The organism is Cryobacterium aureum (assembly GCF_002954245.1).
Taxonomy (GTDB): domain Bacteria; phylum Actinomycetota; class Actinomycetes; order Actinomycetales; family Microbacteriaceae; genus Cryobacterium; species Cryobacterium aureum.
This window is the reverse complement of the sequence record NZ_PPTG01000014.1, coordinates 1-16,960: the sequence shown is the minus strand read 5'-3', so window position 1 is coordinate 16,960 and position 16,960 is coordinate 1. Positions and strand designations below refer to the sequence as shown.

Annotated in this window: 20 protein-coding genes; 12 read left to right on the top strand and 8 right to left on the bottom strand. The window is 64.9% G+C overall.

What is annotated here, in order from left to right; all coding sequences use genetic code 11:
• Both CJ028_RS05695 and CJ028_RS05690 read left to right on the top strand, forming a co-directional pair.
• Nucleotides 1-519: a MaoC family dehydratase gene (locus tag CJ028_RS05695; RefSeq protein ID WP_105034317.1), complete on the top strand. Its 519-nt coding sequence runs from the start codon at nt 1-3 to the stop codon at nt 517-519.
• Nucleotides 516-1,439 carry an HpcH/HpaI aldolase/citrate lyase family protein gene (locus tag CJ028_RS05690; RefSeq protein WP_105034316.1) on the top strand — a complete coding sequence of 308 codons (924 nt, stop codon included), beginning with the start codon at nt 516-518 and terminating at the stop codon, nt 1,437-1,439. The genes CJ028_RS05695 and CJ028_RS05690 overlap by 4 nt, the downstream gene beginning before the upstream one ends.
• Nucleotides 1,440-1,529: 90 nt before the next feature.
• On the opposite strand, the gene CJ028_RS05685 is transcribed toward CJ028_RS05690, so the two are convergent.
• Nucleotides 1,530-2,030, bottom strand: coding sequence for a glutathione peroxidase (locus CJ028_RS05685; protein ID WP_105034315.1), 501 nt, complete (start codon nt 2,028-2,030; stop codon nt 1,530-1,532).
• A 296-nt stretch (nt 2,031-2,326) separates the two neighbouring features.
• Here CJ028_RS05685 and CJ028_RS05680 point away from each other — a divergent pair, with 296 nt between their 5' ends.
• Together CJ028_RS05680 and CJ028_RS05675 are read left to right on the top strand one after the other, a co-directional pair.
• Nucleotides 2,327-2,545, top strand: coding sequence for a hypothetical protein (locus CJ028_RS05680; RefSeq protein WP_129590395.1), 219 nt, complete (start codon nt 2,327-2,329; stop codon nt 2,543-2,545).
• 277 nt (nt 2,546-2,822) lie between these two features.
• The gene (locus CJ028_RS05675) at nt 2,823-4,508 is read left to right on the top strand and encodes a ribonuclease J (protein WP_105034313.1); all 1,686 of its coding nucleotides are present in this window, start codon (nt 2,823-2,825) and stop codon (nt 4,506-4,508) included.
• 63 nt (nt 4,509-4,571) lie between these two features.
• On the opposite strand, the gene CJ028_RS05670 is transcribed toward CJ028_RS05675, so the two are convergent.
• On the bottom strand, nt 4,572-6,185 hold the full coding sequence (locus tag CJ028_RS05670; RefSeq protein ID WP_105034312.1) for a peptide chain release factor 3: 1,614 nt from the start codon (nt 6,183-6,185) through the stop codon (nt 4,572-4,574).
• 328 nt (nt 6,186-6,513) lie between these two features.
• On the opposite strand from CJ028_RS05670, the gene CJ028_RS05665 reads away from it, so the two are divergent.
• A complete protein-coding gene (locus CJ028_RS05665) occupies nt 6,514-7,533 on the top strand; it encodes an aldo/keto reductase (protein ID WP_105034311.1) in 1,020 nt (339 codons plus the stop codon).
• A 10-nt stretch (nt 7,534-7,543) separates the two neighbouring features.
• On the opposite strand, the gene CJ028_RS05660 is transcribed toward CJ028_RS05665, so the two are convergent.
• Nucleotides 7,544-8,134, bottom strand: a complete 591-nt coding sequence (locus CJ028_RS05660; protein ID WP_092341016.1) for a TetR/AcrR family transcriptional regulator — start codon at nt 8,132-8,134, stop codon at nt 7,544-7,546.
• Between the two features lie 212 nt (nt 8,135-8,346).
• Here CJ028_RS05660 and CJ028_RS05655 point away from each other — a divergent pair, with 212 nt between their 5' ends.
• Nucleotides 8,347-9,690 (top strand): M16 family metallopeptidase, encoded by a 1,344-nt coding sequence (locus tag CJ028_RS05655; RefSeq protein ID WP_105034310.1) that lies wholly within the window; start codon nt 8,347-8,349, stop codon nt 9,688-9,690.
• A 64-nt stretch (nt 9,691-9,754) separates the two neighbouring features.
• Nucleotides 9,755-10,357, top strand: a complete 603-nt coding sequence (locus tag CJ028_RS05650; RefSeq protein WP_092341105.1) for a histidine phosphatase family protein — start codon at nt 9,755-9,757, stop codon at nt 10,355-10,357.
• On the opposite strand, the gene CJ028_RS05645 is transcribed toward CJ028_RS05650, so the two are convergent.
• A complete protein-coding gene (locus CJ028_RS05645; protein ID WP_105034309.1) occupies nt 10,354-10,878 on the bottom strand; it encodes a GNAT family N-acetyltransferase in 525 nt (174 codons plus the stop codon). The two genes, CJ028_RS05650 and CJ028_RS05645, sit on opposite strands and share 4 nt — an antisense overlap.
• Nucleotides 10,879-10,934: 56 nt before the next feature.
• On the opposite strand from CJ028_RS05645, the gene dapB reads away from it, so the two are divergent.
• Both dapB and CJ028_RS05635 read left to right on the top strand, forming a co-directional pair.
• Entirely contained in the window at nt 10,935-11,702 is a 768-nt protein-coding gene (gene dapB, locus CJ028_RS05640) for a 4-hydroxy-tetrahydrodipicolinate reductase (protein WP_105034308.1), read from the top strand.
• The gene (locus tag CJ028_RS05635; RefSeq protein WP_105034307.1) at nt 11,699-12,142 is read left to right on the top strand and encodes a tetratricopeptide repeat protein; all 444 of its coding nucleotides are present in this window, start codon (nt 11,699-11,701) and stop codon (nt 12,140-12,142) included. Before dapB ends, CJ028_RS05635 begins: the two co-directional genes overlap by 4 nt.
• A 7-nt stretch (nt 12,143-12,149) precedes the next feature.
• Here the strand turns inward: CJ028_RS05635 and CJ028_RS05630 are convergent, their stop codons facing one another.
• From CJ028_RS05630 to CJ028_RS05615, 4 genes are all read right to left on the bottom strand, one after another.
• Entirely contained in the window at nt 12,150-13,040 is an 891-nt protein-coding gene (locus CJ028_RS05630; RefSeq protein WP_105034306.1) for a TIGR01777 family oxidoreductase, read from the bottom strand.
• Nucleotides 13,041-13,049: 9 nt separating this feature from the next.
• Entirely contained in the window at nt 13,050-13,481 is a 432-nt protein-coding gene (locus CJ028_RS05625; RefSeq protein ID WP_105034305.1) for an OsmC family peroxiredoxin, read from the bottom strand.
• A gap of 153 nt (nt 13,482-13,634) precedes the next feature.
• Nucleotides 13,635-14,114, bottom strand: a complete 480-nt coding sequence (locus tag CJ028_RS05620; RefSeq protein ID WP_105034304.1) for a DUF4395 domain-containing protein — start codon at nt 14,112-14,114, stop codon at nt 13,635-13,637.
• Between the two features lies 1 nt (nt 14,115).
• Nucleotides 14,116-14,571 (bottom strand): TlpA family protein disulfide reductase, encoded by a 456-nt coding sequence (locus CJ028_RS05615; protein ID WP_105034303.1) that lies wholly within the window; start codon nt 14,569-14,571, stop codon nt 14,116-14,118.
• 128 nt (nt 14,572-14,699) lie between these two features.
• On the opposite strand from CJ028_RS05615, the gene thyX reads away from it, so the two are divergent.
• From thyX to CJ028_RS05600, 3 genes are all read left to right on the top strand, one after another.
• Nucleotides 14,700-15,410, top strand: a complete 711-nt coding sequence (gene thyX, locus CJ028_RS05610) for an FAD-dependent thymidylate synthase (RefSeq protein WP_105034302.1) — start codon at nt 14,700-14,702, stop codon at nt 15,408-15,410.
• A 35-nt stretch (nt 15,411-15,445) separates the two neighbouring features.
• On the top strand, nt 15,446-16,423 hold the full coding sequence (dapA, locus tag CJ028_RS05605) for a 4-hydroxy-tetrahydrodipicolinate synthase (protein WP_105034515.1): 978 nt from the start codon (nt 15,446-15,448) through the stop codon (nt 16,421-16,423).
• Nucleotides 16,424-16,530: 107 nt separating this feature from the next.
• On the top strand, nt 16,531-16,845 hold the full coding sequence (locus CJ028_RS05600; protein ID WP_105034301.1) for an efflux RND transporter periplasmic adaptor subunit: 315 nt from the start codon (nt 16,531-16,533) through the stop codon (nt 16,843-16,845).
• Nucleotides 16,846-16,960 lie beyond the last annotated feature (115 nt).

The window sequence follows — 16,960 nt, the reverse complement described above, 5'->3', positions numbered from 1 at the left end:
ATGACCGACCCCGGTACGAAAAATGGCCAGGTAGGTTCGGGGGAGCGCCGTGAGGTCGAACAGCGCGGCCTCTACTTCGAAGAGTTCGACCTCGATGCCCTCTACCAGCATCGCCCCGGCCGCACCGTGACCGAGGCCGACAACGTGCTGTTCACGACGATGACCATGAACACGCAGGCCCTGCACCTCGATGCAGCCTGGTCGGCCACTCAACCGTTCGGCGAACGCCTGGTGAATTCCATGTTCACCCTGTCGACCATGGTCGGCAGTTCGGTCGCCCAGCTGACCCAGGGCACGATCGTGGCGAACCTGGGATTTTCTGCCGTGACCTTTCCGCATCCGTTGCACCACGGCGACACCCTGTACTCGGAGACCATCGTCACCGACAAGCGGCTGTCGAAGAGCCGCCCCGGTCAGGGCATCATCACGCTCGAACACACCGGACGCAACCAGCACGGCGTTATTGTCGGCACGGCCATGCGCACCGTGCTGGTCTGGTGCCGCGAGGTAGCAGCATGAGCGGCCCATTCGATGGCGACCCGTTCGATGCGGGCTCCTTCGACGAGTACAGTGACCCGACCGGCCCGGACCCCTTCGACGGCAGCCCCGCCGGGCTTAGCCCCTTCACCCCGGCCCCGTTCACCCTCGGTCCAGCCCTGCTGTTCTGCCCGGCCGACCGGCCCGAGCGCTACGAGAAGGCCGCCGAACGTTCTGATGCAGTCATCCTCGACCTGGAAGACGCCGTCGCGCCCGCCGACCGGGCGGCGGCGCGGCGCGCGCTGATCGAGCATCCGCTTGACTCGGCCACGACGATCGTGCGCATCAATCCGGCCGACACCGACGATTTCGCACTCGATCTGGCCGCCCTGGCGCGCACGGAGTATCGCGATGTGATGCTCGCCAAGACCGTCAGCGCCGGGCAGGTCGAACGACTCGAAGCATTTCGGGTGATTGCCCTGTGCGAAACCGCCGCCGGTGTGATTTCGGCGACCGAGATCGCCGCCGAGCGCAACGTCGTCGGGCTCATGTGGGGGGCCGAAGACCTCGTCGCCTCGCTCGGCGGAACCTCGAGCCGGTTTCCGGACGGCCGCTACCGGGACGTCGCCCGCCAGGTTCGTTCCCAGGTGTTGCTGGCCGCTCGAGCCCACGACAAGGCCGCGATCGACACTGTGCACCTCGACATCACCGACACGGCCGGCCTCAGCGATGAGGCAGCGGATGCTGTCGCCAGCGGTTTCACCGCCACCGCCTGCATCCACCCGAGCCAGGTCGCCGTCATTCGGGCCGCGTACCAGCCGACAGCAGCCGAAGTTGACTACGCCCTCGGGCTGCTCGAGGCCGCCGCCAGTGCGCGCGGGGTCTTCCAGCACGAGGGCCGCATGATCGACGGCCCGGTCTTGCGTCACGCCGAGGCCGTGCTGCGCCGGGCCGCCCGCTGAAATCCTCCGGGCCCACCTTATGACCGTGGGCCCAGTCTATAAACTGGGCCTGGGGACGGGGCCCGGGCCCCGTCCCCAAGAATGCGCGGGTCAGGCGGCTTTGGCGGCCAGGACTTTTTCGATAGCATCGACGATCTCGGTCGACTCCGGCTCGACGGAGGAAGCAAAGCGGTCCACGATCTCACCGGTGGGTGTCACCAGGAACTTCTCGAAGTTCCACTTGATCAGGCCGGGCAGCAGGCCCTGCTTGAACTTGGTGAGCTCCGCATAGAGCGGATGCTGGTGCTTGCCCCGCACATCCATCTTGGCCGTCATCGGAAAGGTCACCCCGTAGGTCATGCCGCAGAATTGGGCGATGTCTTCCTCGGTGCCTGGCTCCTGGCCCATGAACTGATTGCTCGGCAATCCCAGCACGACCAGCCCGTCGTCCGCGTAACGCTGATAGAGGGCTTCCAAACCGGCGTACTGCGGGGTGAAGCCGCACTTTGATGCAACGTTGACGACGAGAACCGTTTTTCCTTCAAAGGCGCCGAAGGTGGTGTCCGTTCCATCGATGAGGGTGAGGGGGATGTCGTACAGCGCAGAAGTCATTCGAAAACAGTATCGATGCTGAATCCAAGCTGCCTGCACAGTCCCTGTGTAGATCGTGCGTTTCCCCCAATAGGTGACACGGTCACGTAGTCTTGTATCACCTCGGAAGTCATGGCGGTCCACTATCGGACCCGGACTTCTCAGCTCGCGCGGCGCAGCGCATCCTTCCCGCCGAACGGGCCAACACCCCAGCTTCACTCGAACCAGTTCCCCCAGAACGAATTGGAGTGATCTGTGATTAGTCATTGCTCTGGATCCCAGTCGGCATCCGATATATAGATCGCATCAGGAGCATCATGAATTCTTACGTTTCGCATACCAGCGAAAGCACCATCCTTCCCAACGAGTACATTTCTCAGAGCGTTCGTCGAGTGGTCACCGGGAGCGGGTACGTCAGCGGAACCGCGCAGCACCGTGACGCCGGCGAGTACGTGTCGCACCCCACGGTGACCGCGCCGGTTCGTGCCGTACAGCCGCAGATGGCCGGCAGTAGGCACTTGGCCGCGGCAGCGTAACGCGTCGCGGTTCGGTTGCAGCCGAAATCGACAAGAGGGACTCCGCTTAGCGGAGTCCCTCTTTTGTCGTATTCGATGACGGCACCGGTGGCATCGAAATGCTGATCGTCGACGCGCCGGTAGACTACAGACGTGCCTGGCCGGTATTTTGCTTGCCCGCCAGACACGACACGAGATACGCGTATGCGCAGAAGCCCTCAATGCCGGCTTTCCGCATGTCCGATCTCGGTCCCCACACACCTGGACATGCATTACCGCAGACAACGAAATGAGATTCATGAATAACCACTACCTCGACCTGAGCACTCCGCCGGCACTGCCGGCTCGCGGCATGCGCATCATCCCGCTCGGAGGCCTCGGCGAGATCGGCCGCAACATGACCGTGTTCGAGCACAAGGGAAAGCTGCTCATCATCGACTGCGGCGTTCTCTTCCCCGAAGACAACCAGCCCGGCATCAACGTGATCCTGCCCGACTTCACGGCTATCCGCGACCGCCTGCAGGACATCGAGGCCATCGTGCTCACCCACGGCCACGAAGACCACATCGGCGCCGTCCCCTACCTGCTCAAGGAACGCGGCGACATTCCCATTGTCGGATCCAAGCTCACCCTGGCCTTCCTCGCTGCGAAGCTGCAGGAGCACCGCCTGAGTCAGAACTTCATCGAGGTGAAGGAGGGCGAGCGCCGCACCATCGGCCAGTTCGACCTCGAATTCATCGCCGTGAACCACTCCATCCCCGACGGCCTGGCCATCGCCATCCGCACCGAAGCGGGCCTCGTGCTCGCTACCGGTGACTTCAAGATGGACCAGTTCCCGCTCGACAAGCGCCTCACCGACCTTGGCGCCTTCGCGCGTCTGGCCGAAGAGGGCGTCGACCTGTTCATGACGGACTCGACCAACGCCGAGGTTCCCGGCTTCACCACCGCGGAGAAGGACATCGGACCGGCGATCGACACCGTGTTCCGCACCTCCCCGCGCCGCATCATCGTGTCGAGCTTCGCCAGCCACGTGCACCGTATCCAGCAGGTCATCGACGCCGCTGTCAAGCACAACCGCAAGGTGGCCTTCGTCGGCCGCTCGATGGTGCGCAACATGGGAATCGCGAGCGAGCTTGGCTACCTCAATATTCCCAAGGGCCTGCTCGTGGACATGAAGGCCCTCGAGCGCATGAAGGACGACAAGGTCGTTCTTATCTGCACCGGCTCGCAGGGTGAGCCGATGGCTGCCCTCTCGCGTATGGCTAACCGCGAGCACGTCATCAAGATCGGCGAGGGCGACACCGTGCTGCTCGCGAGTTCGCTGATCCCCGGCAACGAGAACTCCATCTACCGCGTCATCAACGGCCTGATTCGTTGGGGCGCGAACGTCGTGCACAAGGGCAACGCCAAGGTGCACGTCTCCGGCCACGCCAGTGCCGGCGAGCTCGTCTACTGCTACAACATCGTCAAGCCGGTCAACGTCATGCCGATCCACGGTGAATGGCGTCACCTGACGGCCAACGCCGACCTCGCCATCGCGACCGGTGTCCCCGCAGATAACGTCATCGTCGTCGAAGACGGCGTCGTCGTCGACCTTATCGACGGTCACGCCAAGGTCACCGGCCGGGTCGTCGCCGACTACATCTTCGTCGACGGTATGACCGTGGGCGGGGCATCCACCGCCGCGATGGAAGACCGTCGCAAGCTCGCCGAAGACGGCACCATCACCATCCTCGGAATTCTCAACGCCAAGACCGGTACGCTCTCCGAGCCGGTCGAGTTCCTGGCCCGCGGATTCGTGCACGACGACGAGTGGGTCAAGGGCGCCACCAAGGTCATCGACGAGGCCATGAAGGCCGCGAACCGCATCAAGATCGTCGATGGCGCCGAGCTCGAAGATCTGTTCACGCAGTCGGTGAGCCGCTGGATGAACCGCAAATACCGTCGCAGCCCCGTCATCACCTCCGTTGTGGTCGACGCGTAAGCAGCACCACCAGAAAAGGCCGCATCCTCCTCGAGGATGCGGCCTTTTCGCGTACGTGGAACGTTAGATGAAGTCTTCGGCGGTCGCGTTCGCGATGTCGATCAGCACGAGCTTCGGGTTCTCCTTGGCGATGGCCTGCAGGCGCCACGGTGTGCTGAACAGGGCGAGCAGGGTGCCGTCGGAGCGGGTGAACACTTCCACCTGGCGGGTGCCGGCGAGCACGAGCGCGCTTTCTTTGTCGGTCTTGCGGGCCACCTGGTATGGGAGTGCTTCCATGCGAATGTCGGCGTGAAAATCGTGCACCATGCGGTCTTCGACGACTTCGAACTGCATCGGTCCGACGGCGCCGAGCACGGGTGCCTGCTCGCCGCGCACCTCGGAGCGCATCACCTGGATGACGCCCTCGTGGTCGAGCTGGTCGATGCCGCGACGAAACTGCTTGTGCTTGCTGCTGTCGACCGGGCGGATCGCCCGAAAATGTTCGGGGGAAAACAACGGCAGGGGCGGAAACTCTACCCGTTCGTCTTCGAAGATCGAGTCGCCCACCCGCAGCGCCGACGCGTTCACGAGCCCGACAATGTCGCCAGGCCAGGCCTGGTCGGTCACGGTGCGTTCCTTGCCGAACAACTGTTGGGCGTATTTGGTGGCAAAGGGCCGGCCGGTCGCCGCGTGGGTGACGATCATGCCGCGGCGAAATTCGCCAGAGCACACGCGCACGAAAGCCACGTGGTCGCGGTGCGCCGAGTTCATGCCGGACTGCACCTTGAACACAAACCCCGAGAACGGCGAGGTGACCTTGCGCGGGTTGCCGTCGATATCGATGCGGGCTTCGGCGGGTGGCGCGAATTCCACCAGGGTGTCGAGCAACTGCTGCACCCCGAAGTTCGCCACTGCGGCGCAGAACAGCACGGGTGTGGTTTGGCCGTCGAGGAACAATTCGGAGTCGTGATTTTGTGATTCCGCGTCGAGCAGCTCCGACTCTTCGACAGCGGATGCCCAGGCTGGGCCTTCCTCGATCGCCGCGTCGGCCGCATCCAACCGCACCGATTCGGCCACGGTCGCGCCGCCCGCGGTGCGGGTGTAGCGCAGAAAATCACCGGAACGACGATCGAGCACGCCGCGCAGGTCGCCGGCTTCGCCGACCGGCCAGTTCAGCGGCGTGGGCAGCAGGCCGGTGCGGGTCTGGATCTCATCCATCAGGGCAAGGGGAGTGTCGCCGGGTCGGTCCCATTTGTTGATGACGGTGATCACGGGCAGCCCGCGCTGCTTGCAGACCGCGAACAGCTTCATGGTCTGCGGCTCGAGGCCCTTGGCGGCGTCGACGAGCATCACCGCGGCATCCACTGCGGAGAGCACCCGAAAGGTGTCCTCGGAGAAGTCGGCGTGGCCGGGGGTGTCGACGAGGTTGATCACGGCGTCGTGGTATTCGAACTGAATGGCTGCGCTCGTCACCGAGATGCCACGGGCCTTCTCCATCTCCATCCAGTCCGAGACGGTGCCGCTGCGGCCGGCCTTGCCGTGCGTGGCGCCGGCGGAGGTGATCGCTCGGGCGTGCAGCAGCAGAGCTTCGGTCAGGGTGGACTTGCCGGCATCGGGGTGGCTGATCACAGCGAAAGTTCGGCGCCTTTTAGCCTCGCGGGGAACCTGAGGGTTGGGCACGGAGGCGTCGGTGGTCATGGCTGCTTTCCTGCGGCTGATTCGGGCAGGATACCTCGCCAGCCGATCGATCAAATGATTCGACAGGCGGCGGCCCAGGGCGGATGTGCGCCTGCACAGGCAGCCCAATTTTTGCGCAATCTTCAGTCTAACAAATCGGCGGCGCACCGGCTGGCGGCTGGCAACCACTGCCCCCTGTTCGGCCGCCAGCGACGTACATTTTGGTAACGGTTTAGCGTGCCGCCGGGAAATATCGGTGGCCTCGCCTAAAGTCGGGCCAAGAGCACTTTACGACGAGAAAACTCGGCAGAACTTAATGGTCAGGTGAGCACCCCGGGAGGAGAACGCAATGCCCCGACAGATGGTCTCATCGTCTCTGGATGCGATGTCGGTCAACCGTGTGCAGCAGGCCGAGACGGGGCAGGTCGAGACCACCGTCGGTTCGAGTCCGGTGCGCCGCCAGATTGCGGGAACCGAGCTGCGCGTGCATCCGTTGGCCCTGGGCTGCAACGCCTTCGGCTGGACGGCGACGAATGAAACGTCCCTGGCCATCCTCGATGCGCATCGCGATCTCGGTGGCAACTTTCTCGACACCGCCGACAGCTTCGCGGCCGGGCGCAGTGAAGTGATCATCGGGTCCTGGCTGCGTTCTCGGGGCGCGCGGGCGGAGACCGTGCTGGCCACAAAAATCGGCCGCAATCTCGACAACCCCGGGCTGACCCAGCGCTCGATCGTCGCAGCGGTCGAAGCGAGCCTGGTGCGGCTCGGTACCGACTACCTCGACCTGCTCTACTTTCACTTCGACGACAAAACCGTCCCGCTCGAAGAGAGCCTGGTTGCCGTGGACGCCCTCATGCGCGCTGGCAAGGTGCGCTACCTCGGTGCGTCGAATTTCTCGGCGGAACGGCTCATGGAAGCCCGGGTGCTCTCAGCCCTCGGCCTGCCCAAGTTCGTCGCCGCCGAAACTCCCTACAACCTGGTGCATCGCGCCGATCTTGAAAAAGACGTCGCCGTCGTCGCCCGCGCCCAGCACCTGGCCCTGATGCCCGGTTTTGCCCTCGCCCACGGTTTTCTGGCCGGAGCTTTTCGCACCAAAGCGGATGCCGCCGGCACCGCCCGCGGGCAGCTCGCCAAGGTCTACCTCAACCGTCGCTCGCTCCGCGTTCTCGCCGTGGTCGACCGCATCGCCGCCGCGCAGGGCACGGCCCCGGCATCGATTGCCCTGGCCTGGCTGCTCGCCCGGCCCGACGTGGTGGCGCCGGTGGCCGGCGCCGGCCGAGCCGACCAGGTGCAGTCTTTGGTCGCGGCGGCCGGAATCCGTCTCGGCCGTACCGACCTGCTCGATCTCGATCGGGTATCAGCCGCCTAAGTTCGAATCCCTAGGCGCCCGACTCGTCGAGTACCCGCTGAATCGCGCGCAGCAGGGCGGTGTGAGCACCGATCGGGTCGCCGAGATTGGCACCGGCGAATGCGCCATCCCTGGCGAGAAAGAAATCGTCGGCGGCGTCTCCGGGCCGGGCGTGGCCCATGCCGCGGAACATGTCCTCGATCGAGCGACCGTACCAATCCCGGTGGGCCGAAACAGCTTGGCGCACAGGGTGGGCCGGGTCGGTGAACTGGGCGGCAGCGTTGATGAAGGGGCAGCCGTGGAAGCCTTCACGAATGACCTGGGCGGAGATTTCGTTGACGACGCCGCGCAGTCGCTGCTCAGGGGTGTCGTATCGCGTGTCGAGGCTGGCGAGAAAATCGCGCGCCAGGCGGTCCCGGCCCTGCAGGTACACGACGATGAGTGCGTCCTTCGAGCGGTAGTACTTGTAGAAAGTTGCTTTGGTGACCTTCGACTCGCTGATAATGCGGTCAACACCTACGGTGTGAACACCCTCGGTATAGAAGAGTCGGTCGGCGGTAGCGAGAATGCGCACCTTGGCGTGCGTTGCTGGCCGAACGGCTTCAGCTGTCAGCGTGGTCATGCGGCACTCCTTTATTGAAGGGACGAATCGGCCCCGGATGAGCACAAATCTGAGAGTTTTCCCCGGTCGGCTCCCAGACTGTAACACACCCTAGACAGACCAGTCTGTCGCATTCGGTCCCACAGGCCGTTCCGGCCAAACTGGGGGTAGATCAGCAAGATCTCACGGGGGCGCTGGTCGCCGTGATCGGGTCTTGTAAGGTGGTGGATGATATGAACGGTGCAGTCGACTTTCCCCTAGACCAGGCCGAACTCTCGTTTCGGGCCGCCGGCGATGCTCTCGTGCGTCGCACCGTTCTGCCGAGCGGAGTGCGCATCCTCAGCGAGCAGGTGCCGGGTGCCCGCAGCCTCACGATCGGTTATTGGGTAGCCGTCGGCTCCCGCGACGAACAACCGGGTCACTTCGGCTCCACCCACTTTCTCGAGCACCTGCTTTTCAAGGGCACGCCGACACGGTCTGCTCTCGACATCGCCATCTCGTTCGATGCGGTCGGTGGCGAACACAACGCCATGACCGCCAAGGAATACACCTGCTATTACGCCAAGGTGCAAGACCGCGACCTCGGCATGGCCATCGATGTCCTCACCGACATGCTGACGTCCTCGAAACTGGATGCCGACGAATTCGAAACCGAACGCGGCGTTATTCTCGAGGAACTCGCCATGGCTGACGACGACCCGGCCGACGTCGCCAACGAGCGATTTTTTGAAGCCGTGCTGGGAAAGCATCCGCTTGGTCGCCCCATCGGTGGCAGCGCCGATGACATTCGCGCTGCCTCCCGCACAGCGGTATGGGAGCACTACCAGGCCAATTATCGCCCGCAAGACCTCGTCGTCACGGTGGCCGGTGCCGTCGATCACGACCAGCTGGTCGCCGCCGTCACCCGCGCGCTCGAACGGGCCGGCTGGGACCTCAGCATTGCGCTGGCCCCGGTCAGTCGCCGTAGCGGTGTGGCAGCCGATATTCAGCAGGGGCAGGCGCTCACCATCGTCAAACGGCCGCTCGAACAGGCCAATCTGCTGCTCGGAATGCCGGGTCTGCTCGCCACCGATGATCGCCGGGTCACCATGAGCGTGCTCACCTCGATCTTCGGCGGCGGCATGTCGAGCCGGCTGTTTCAGGAGGTGCGGGAGAAGCGCGGACTGGCCTACTCGGTCTACTCCTTCGCTCCGGGCTACTCCGACGCCGGACTGTTCGGCATGTACGCCGGCTGCACTCCGGCCAAGGCCGGTCAGGTCGCCGAACTCATGCTCAGCGAACTGCACCGCCTCGCCGATAAGGGAGTCACCGCTGACGAGATGAAGCGGGCGTCGGGACAGCTGAGCGGGGCATCCGCTCTCGCCCTGGAAGACTCGGACACGCGCATGTCCCGGCTGGGTCGCTCCGAGATCACCCTCGGTGAGTTCGCCGACCTCGACGAGGCACTGCGCCGCCTGGCACTGGTTACCGCCGCCGATGTGCAGAAGCTCGCCGCCGAGCTCGTGAGCGGCCCGGTATCGATCTCCGCGGTCGGTGCCCTCGAGGATGACGCCTTCGCCGCGATCCTTCCGGGCTGACCTTCACCTCGCAGCTTGTGCACTATCCGCCCCGGCGGACTTCTGAACTTCGAAATGGACAACGATGCCCCAGTACATCTATTTAGTACGCCACGGCGAGCAGCAGGATGCCGAACACGGCCTGCACGACGGCCCGCTGTCACCGCGTGGCAAACGCCAGGCGCTGCTGATCGCCGACCGTCTGAGCGGGGTTCCGTTCACCGGCGCCTGGCACTCACCGCTGCAGCGCGCTGCCGAGACCGCCGAGATCATGGCGGAACGGCTACCCGCCCTGCACAGCGAATCGTCAGCGCTGCTGTTCGACTGCATCCCCTCCGGTCGAGCGGCCGAAACGCCGTCGGCCTACGACCCGTTCTTCGGCTCCGTCACCGACGATGAGATCGCCGCCGGACGCGCGCAGATGGAAGACGCCGTCGCCGAATTTCTGCAACCGCGCCGCAGCCAGCGGCACGACCTGCTGATCACCCACAATTTCGTGATCGCCTGGTTTGTGCGTGAAGTGCTGGGCGCTCCCGACTGGCGCTGGGTCGGCATCAACCAGGCCAATTGCGGCCTGACCGTGCTACAGCAGAAGCCGGGCCGTCCGTGGACGCTGGTCACCCACAACGACCTCGGCCACCTGCCGGTCGAGCTGCGCACCGGGCTGCCGGAACCGTTGATGTTCTAGAGACGCTTGCGGTACCAGTGCGTCGCATTGGGATTGTCGTTGTACGACGGGATGCTCTCGTACCCGGTGCTCTGGTAGAGCGCCCCGGCGGTGGCGAGGCTCACGTTGGTATCGAGCACAACTTCGGCGGCTCCGAGGTCTGCGGCCCGCCGCTCGAGCTCGGCCAGCAGCATACGCCCCCACCCGCGCCCGCGGGTTTTCGGTTGCAACCACAAATGTTTGACCTCGAAGCGAACGGGTTCGCTTTCGGCCTGCTCTCCTTCGGCACCGGCCAGCCGACGGATGCCCCCGCACCCGACATACGCGCCATTCGCGTCTTCCCCGGCGTGCGCACCGCTGTCGGTGTCGCCGAGCACCACGAGGAACACTCCCTGCGGCGGTACGAACTGCTCGGCGAGCGGATAGGTCGGATGGTAGGTGCCTTGCGGTTGCCGAAATGACAGTTCGGGGCTGCTGAAATATTCCGTGAGCAGGGTGAGGGCCGCGGCGTCCGCTACGGATACATCGTGAAACTGGGGCATCTACACAGGCTATTGCGCGGGCGAGCGCCGACGCGATCAATTGATAGATTAGTTTCATGACAACGACGGTGGCCATAATCGGCGCAACGGGCAAAATGGGCCGCCTGGTTTCCGACCTGATCGACCGAACCGAGGGGTTCGAGGTCGTCGCCCGACTCGACTCGCACAGCGACCTGAGCGAAATGCTCGGGGCGCAGATCGCCGTCGACCTCACGCGGCCGGACGTAAGCCGCAACGTCGTCGAATTTGCGACCGAGCACGGTCTGCGAGTGCTCGTCGGCACCTCCGGCTGGAGTCAGGACGGCATCGATTCGCTCAGCCGCCGCCTTGCCGGCCGCGACGATACGGGCGTCATCATCATCCCGAACTTCTCGATCGGCTCGGTGCTCGCGACGGCGTTCGCGGCCCTCGCCGCCCGGTTTTACGATTCCATCGAGATCGTTGAGGCCCACCAGCCTTCCAAGGTCGATTCGCCGTCTGGCACCGCGGTGCGCACCGCCGAATTGATCGGTCGGGCACGCGCCGAACTCGGTCCGGTTTCAGCGCCGCACACCGACCAACGTGCCCGCGGGCAGCAGGTCTCGAGCGTGCCGGTGCACAGCCTGCGCCTGGCCGGCCTGCTGGCCCGCCAGGACGTCTTCCTCGGCGGCACCGGCGAAACCCTCACGATCAGCCACAACACGCTCACGACCAGCGCCTATGAGAGCGGTATTCTACTGGCCCTCGATGCGGTCCGAACGATAACCGGAGTGACGGTCGGCCTCGACCAGGTCGTCGACCTGGGGTTCGGCTCCGCCAAAACCGACGATGGGGCTTCCACATGAAGGGCAAAATCGCGGTCGTCGTCATGGCGGCGCTGCTCGTCTTCTACCTGGTCCTGGTGGGGGTGCGCGCCGTGCTGTTCATCCAGAGCGGCGAGCCGGTCGGCATCGCCATCGGCCTAGCACTGCTCATCCTTCCGCTGATCGGATTCTGGGCGCTGGCGCGGGAAGTTGCGTTCGGTATCCGCTCCGAACGCCTGGTGCGTCAACTCGACGATCTGGGCGAACTTCCTGTCACTGATCTGCCAGTGCGCCCGAGTGGTCGCCCCTACCGCGATGCGGCCGACGTGCAGTTTCCGGCGGCACAGGCTGCGGTTGAAGCTCAGCCCGAGAACTGGCACGCGTGGCTGCGTCTCGGCCTCGCCTACGATGCGTCCGGTGACCGCAAGCGCGCTCGCGGCGCGATCCGCACCGCGATCGCACTCGAGCGCACCCCGAAGTAGCGGCCGATTACGGCTGGCGCAGCATCCAGGCGATCGCGGTCGCCGGATTGCGATGAAAGAACTCGAACCCGTCGTCCTTCAGCTTCTGGGCGCTGACCTGCTGGTCGGCGAGCAGCAGCTGGCGGGCGGCATCCTGCAACAGCAGCGTCAAAACCTGCTTGGGGACCGGCACGACAAACGGCCGGTGCAGCGCAGTGGCGAGGGCTTTGATGATGTCGTTCGACGTCGCCGGGGTGGGCCCGACCAGGTTGACCGGGCCGGACAGCGTCGAGGTCAGCAGGTGAACGATAGCCGCGGCCTCGTCGTGCAGGCTCACCCAGGGCCAGTGCTGCTTTCCGCCGCCGAGCGGTCCGGCCAGGCCGAGCCTGGCCAGGGGAATCAACGGTTTCAACGCGCCACCCTTGGCGAGCACGAGGCCGGTGCGCAGCGTCACCACGCGGGTCGGCTCCGGCGCTAGCTGGGCCGCAGCCTCCCACTGAGTGACCACGTCGGCCAGAAAATCGGTTCCCACAGCGGATGCTTCGCTCAGGATCTCCCCGGGCCGATCGCCGTAGACCCCCACGGCGGAGCCGTTCAGCAGAACCGTCGGGGGAGTCGCGGCCTGTGCGATGGCATCGGTGATCGTGCGGGTGGCCGACAGTCGTGAGCTCAGAATTTCCTTGCGATACCCCGCCGTCCACGGTAGCCGCGCTAACGATGCACCCGAGAGGTTGACGACCGCGTCGATCGTGTCCATCACGTTCACATCGAGAGCATGGGCTGCGGGGTCCCACCGCACCTCATTCTTGCCCAGGGCTTCTCGCCGCACCAGCCGCACCGGGGTGTGCCCGGTGGCGGCCAATTGGCGACTGAGCTCCCGACCGATGAGACCGGACGCTCCGGCAATCAGAACGCGCACGCCGGTGGCCTAGGCCAGTTCGGCTTCAATGGTGATGGGAATGCCCGCGAGTGCCTTCGAGATCGGGCAGTTGTCCTTGGCATCCTGGGCGAATACCTCGAACTCGGCCTCGGTCAGGCCGGGAATCTTGGCGCTGACCAGCAGGTGACTGCCGATGACCCCGGTGCCGGCCGCGAAAGTGACGGCGGCGGTGGTCTGGATGCTCTCCGGAGTGTGGCCGGCCGAACCGAGGGCGTTGGCGAGAGCCATGGAGAAGCAGGCTGCGTGCGCGGCACCGAGCAGTTCCTCCGGGTTGGTCGTGTTCGACACTCCCTCAGCGCGGGCTTTCCAGTTCACCGAGAAATCAGCGGAGTGCGAAGAATCGAGGGTGACGGTGCCGGAGCCGGTGGGAAGATCGCCGGTCCAGACGGTGGTCGCTTCACTGGTGAGCGTCGTGGGCATGGTGTTACCTCCAGGTGATTGGATTCCACCCTAACCGTCTCACCTGCCCTGCGAACGAGTCCCGTCTGGGAATTGCCTGAGAGCCAGCCGACACGCCCGGGGAGTAGCTGGGGCCCCCTGCCGGGGTGTCCTGGCCGTGATGGAGCGGGTGGTTCAGGCGTTCCCGACGGTTCTGCCAGTCCGGTTGAGCACACCGAATCGCACGAGCAATAGGTAGATCTGGCAGCCGAGGCAATAATCGAAGACAGCGTTGAGAAAGGCCGCGACGAACGCTGCCGCTGCGGCGATGGGGACAGCGCCGGGAACTCCGACCAGACCCAATGCGAGACCGATCAGGGTCACCACGAGGCCGACGCCCTGCGCAAATGAAGGCGGAGCGGCGTCTTCGAGCTCGGTCGGCGGCGCCAGTCGCGGGCGAACCAACCATTTGAATAGCAGGCCGTAGGGGTGCCGACCGGCGCCGGCGAACGCTCCCCAGGCGAACAGGGCCGTAATCACCGCCAGCAGCGCTAGCGCGGCAGCGGATGCCCCGGTCAGCGACAAAAACACTACCGCGAGTAGCAACAGGGCCGTGATGGCTGCACCGAAGCGGGGGCCGCGCGGATCAAGCTTGGGGCGGGACGACGTCGACATGTCAGCTCCGTTGAGTGGTAGTGAGGGAATGGGCGTCCTGGGTGATCGCGTCGAGGGTCGCGGCTATCTCGGTCCGGTTCGGCGCGCCGCCCACGCGGGCTCGCACCCGACCGGTACCGTCCAAAATCAGGGTCGTCGGGGTCTGCAGAATCGAATAGCGGTTGGCGAGATCGGCGCGATGAGTCAGGTCCACGTCCACGTGCACCACTCCGGGGCGCTGCTCGGCCACGTCGCCCAGCAGTCGGCGCGTGCCGGGGCAGCGGGCGCACATCTCGGTCGAAAACTGCAGCAGGGTGGCGGTGGGACCGAACTGGGCCGTGGCCGCGACATCCGTTGGAGTGATGACGTCGCCGGAAACGCGGGCCACGCGTCCCTGGCGGGCTCGCCAGACGAGGCCAAGAACGGTCGTGGCGACTAACAGGGCCAGCAGTACTCCGATCGCTTCGAGTGGATTCATGGTGTCGACGTTACGTGGGTGCGAACCTATTCGGGGGACTGTGACGAGACATTACGGTCGCGCGCGGGCGTTCCCAGTGGCAGACCGGCTAGCCTGAGGCGGTGTCTGAAATTGAGTTTCGATCTGAAATGACCGTGGAGTTGGTGCGTTCGAGCGCCCACGATTCCGACGTGCTGTTTGCCGCCCGGGTGTCGACCCTGGGGGAGCAGAGCCTTCAGCAGAGCCAACTCGACGGCTCAGCGAGCGAGGCCGACGAGAAGCGTGACCGCGGCCTGATCAATTACCTGATGCGCGACCGGCACGGTTCGCCGTTCGAACACAACTCGATGACGTTCTATGTGCGAGCACCCATTTTCGTGTTCCGTGAGTTCATGCGGCACCGCATCGCCTCGTACAACGAAGAGTCGGGCCGCTACCGGGAGTTGGGCCCTGTTTTCTACGTGCCCTCCAATGAGCGCGACCTCGTGCAGGTCGGCAAGCCGGGCGCCTACGACTTTCTGCCTGGCACCGCCGAGCAGACCGCGCTGGTGCAACAGCAGACCCGCGACGCCGCGATTCACGCCTACAAGGCCTACCAGAGGATGCTCGAAGCCGGCGTTGCGCGCGAAGTCGCCCGCATCGTGCTGCCGTTGAACATCTACTCCTCGATGTACGTCACGCTCAACGCGCGTTCGCTGATGAATTTTCTCAGCCTGCGTACGAAGAGGGAGGGGACGACATTTCCGTCGTTCCCGCAGCGCGAGATCGAAATGTGCGCGGAGCAGATGGAAACCCACTTCGAGGCCTTGATGCCGCTGACCTACGCCGCCTTCAATGCGAACGGCCGAGTCTCCCCGTAGCCGGCCGGATGCGGGGAGGCGATAGCCTGTACCTCGTGTCTACCTCTACGAATCCCTTTGGCCAGGTGCTGGTCGCACTGGTCACCCCGTTTACCTTTGATGGCGAAGTGGACTGGGCCGGGGTGGAGAAGCACATCGACGACGTCATCAACGCCGGTGCCGACGGCATTGTGGTCACGGGCACGACCGGTGAGACGAGCACCCTGACCGACCCGGAGAAGATCCGCCTGGTCGAGGTCGGCAAGTCGGTCGCGAACGGTCGCGCCAAGATCATCACCGGCGGTGGCTCGAACGAGACCGCGCACGCCATGCAGCTCGCCCGCCAGAGCGAAAAGGCCGGCGCCGACGGCAACATGATCGTCACCCCGTACTACAACAAGCCGACCCAGGCCGGAATCCTCACCCACTTTCGTATGATCGCGGATGCCACTGACCTGCCCGTCATCCTCTACGACATCCCCGGCCGCACCGGCGTGGCAATCGCCTACGAGACCATCCTGCGCGCAGCCAAGCATCCAAACATCCTCGCTATCAAAGATGCCAAGGGCGACTTCGCCCAGGTCAGCCGGGTGCTCAACCAGACCGACCTCATGTACTTTTCCGGCGACGACCCGAACGTGCTGGCGCACCTGTCGATCGGTGCGACCGGACTGATCGGCGTCACCAGCAACATCACGGCCACCCCTTATCGGCAGATGGTTGACGCGGTGAACCGCGGCGACCTCAAGGTAGCCACCGCGGCGCACCGGCAGCTGGAACCGCTCGTGCGTGCCGTGATGACCCACGTTCCCGGCACGGTTGCCGTGAAGTACATCCTGCACGGTCTCGGCCGCATTGGCAGCCCGCGCGTGCGCCTGCCCCTGGTTGGGCCCGAGGACTCCGAAGCCGCCCAGATCGAGGACGAGCTGTCGTTGGTGCAGAACATTCCCGGCGTGGACTTCTCCAACTTCCGGCCCGACCGCAACGCGGCCGCTGGCGGATCGCTGCCCAAGGTCGCCGGCACCACCCGATAAAGCTTGCACTGGCCGGGTGCGAGCGCGCCGGAGGCGCATCCGCTCGTAAAACGCTAGGCTCAGCCCATCGAGCGTGACCACGTCGGGTCGGCCGTGTGGGGAGTGTCGTGAACGTTGCACGCAAATGGGTCTTTCCCATTCTTCGACTGATTGTCATCGCGGCCATCGCCGTCGCTTTGGTCAAACTGGCGTTCTACCCCGGCAATGCAGCGGACAGCAACCCGGCCGAACCGACCGGCGTCATCGTCGAACCGCAGATTCCCGTCTCCCTCGGCACCATTAGCAACGATGTGACCCTGCCGGGCATGGTCAGCGCCGATCCGGCCGTCGCCGTCAAAGCGACCGCCATCGGCACGGTCGACGAGATCTTCGTGACTGCCGGCCAGGCCGTGAACAAAGACGACAAAATCTGGCTCTCCTGACTCTTCCGTGGGTTAGTTTCGTCCGGGAAGCACGGGTTTGTGCCCGCCGAGGCTGAGCATGGCGAGGGCGATGAGCGCGTCCGGTAATTTGAAGCCGAAGGCGATGCGGGTCATG

What these genes read in the sequence shown, in the direction of transcription:
- CJ028_RS05695 (WP_105034317.1), top strand. Translation starts at nt 1, where the DNA reads ATGACCGACCCCGGTACGAAAAATGGCCAGGTAGGTTCGGGGGAGCGC.
- CJ028_RS05690 (WP_105034316.1), top strand. Translation starts at nt 516, where the DNA reads ATGAGCGGCCCATTCGATGGCGACCCGTTCGATGCGGGCTCCTTCGAC.
- CJ028_RS05685 (WP_105034315.1), bottom strand. Translation starts at nt 2,030, where the DNA reads ATGACTTCTGCGCTGTACGACATCCCCCTCACCCTCATCGATGGAACG.
- CJ028_RS05680 (WP_129590395.1), top strand. Translation starts at nt 2,327, where the DNA reads ATGAATTCTTACGTTTCGCATACCAGCGAAAGCACCATCCTTCCCAAC.
- CJ028_RS05675 (WP_105034313.1), top strand. Translation starts at nt 2,823, where the DNA reads ATGAATAACCACTACCTCGACCTGAGCACTCCGCCGGCACTGCCGGCT.
- CJ028_RS05670 (WP_105034312.1), bottom strand. Translation starts at nt 6,185, where the DNA reads ATGACCACCGACGCCTCCGTGCCCAACCCTCAGGTTCCCCGCGAGGCT.
- CJ028_RS05665 (WP_105034311.1), top strand. Translation starts at nt 6,514, where the DNA reads ATGCCCCGACAGATGGTCTCATCGTCTCTGGATGCGATGTCGGTCAAC.
- CJ028_RS05660 (WP_092341016.1), bottom strand. Translation starts at nt 8,134, where the DNA reads ATGACCACGCTGACAGCTGAAGCCGTTCGGCCAGCAACGCACGCCAAG.
- CJ028_RS05655 (WP_105034310.1), top strand. Translation starts at nt 8,347, where the DNA reads ATGAACGGTGCAGTCGACTTTCCCCTAGACCAGGCCGAACTCTCGTTT.
- CJ028_RS05650 (WP_092341105.1), top strand. Translation starts at nt 9,755, where the DNA reads ATGCCCCAGTACATCTATTTAGTACGCCACGGCGAGCAGCAGGATGCC.
- CJ028_RS05645 (WP_105034309.1), bottom strand. Translation starts at nt 10,878, where the DNA reads ATGCCCCAGTTTCACGATGTATCCGTAGCGGACGCCGCGGCCCTCACC.
- dapB (WP_105034308.1), top strand. Translation starts at nt 10,935, where the DNA reads ATGACAACGACGGTGGCCATAATCGGCGCAACGGGCAAAATGGGCCGC.
- CJ028_RS05635 (WP_105034307.1), top strand. Translation starts at nt 11,699, where the DNA reads ATGAAGGGCAAAATCGCGGTCGTCGTCATGGCGGCGCTGCTCGTCTTC.
- CJ028_RS05625 (WP_105034305.1), bottom strand. Translation starts at nt 13,481, where the DNA reads ATGCCCACGACGCTCACCAGTGAAGCGACCACCGTCTGGACCGGCGAT.
- CJ028_RS05620 (WP_105034304.1), bottom strand. Translation starts at nt 14,114, where the DNA reads ATGTCGACGTCGTCCCGCCCCAAGCTTGATCCGCGCGGCCCCCGCTTC.
- CJ028_RS05615 (WP_105034303.1), bottom strand. Translation starts at nt 14,571, where the DNA reads ATGAATCCACTCGAAGCGATCGGAGTACTGCTGGCCCTGTTAGTCGCC.
- thyX (WP_105034302.1), top strand. Translation starts at nt 14,700, where the DNA reads ATGACCGTGGAGTTGGTGCGTTCGAGCGCCCACGATTCCGACGTGCTG.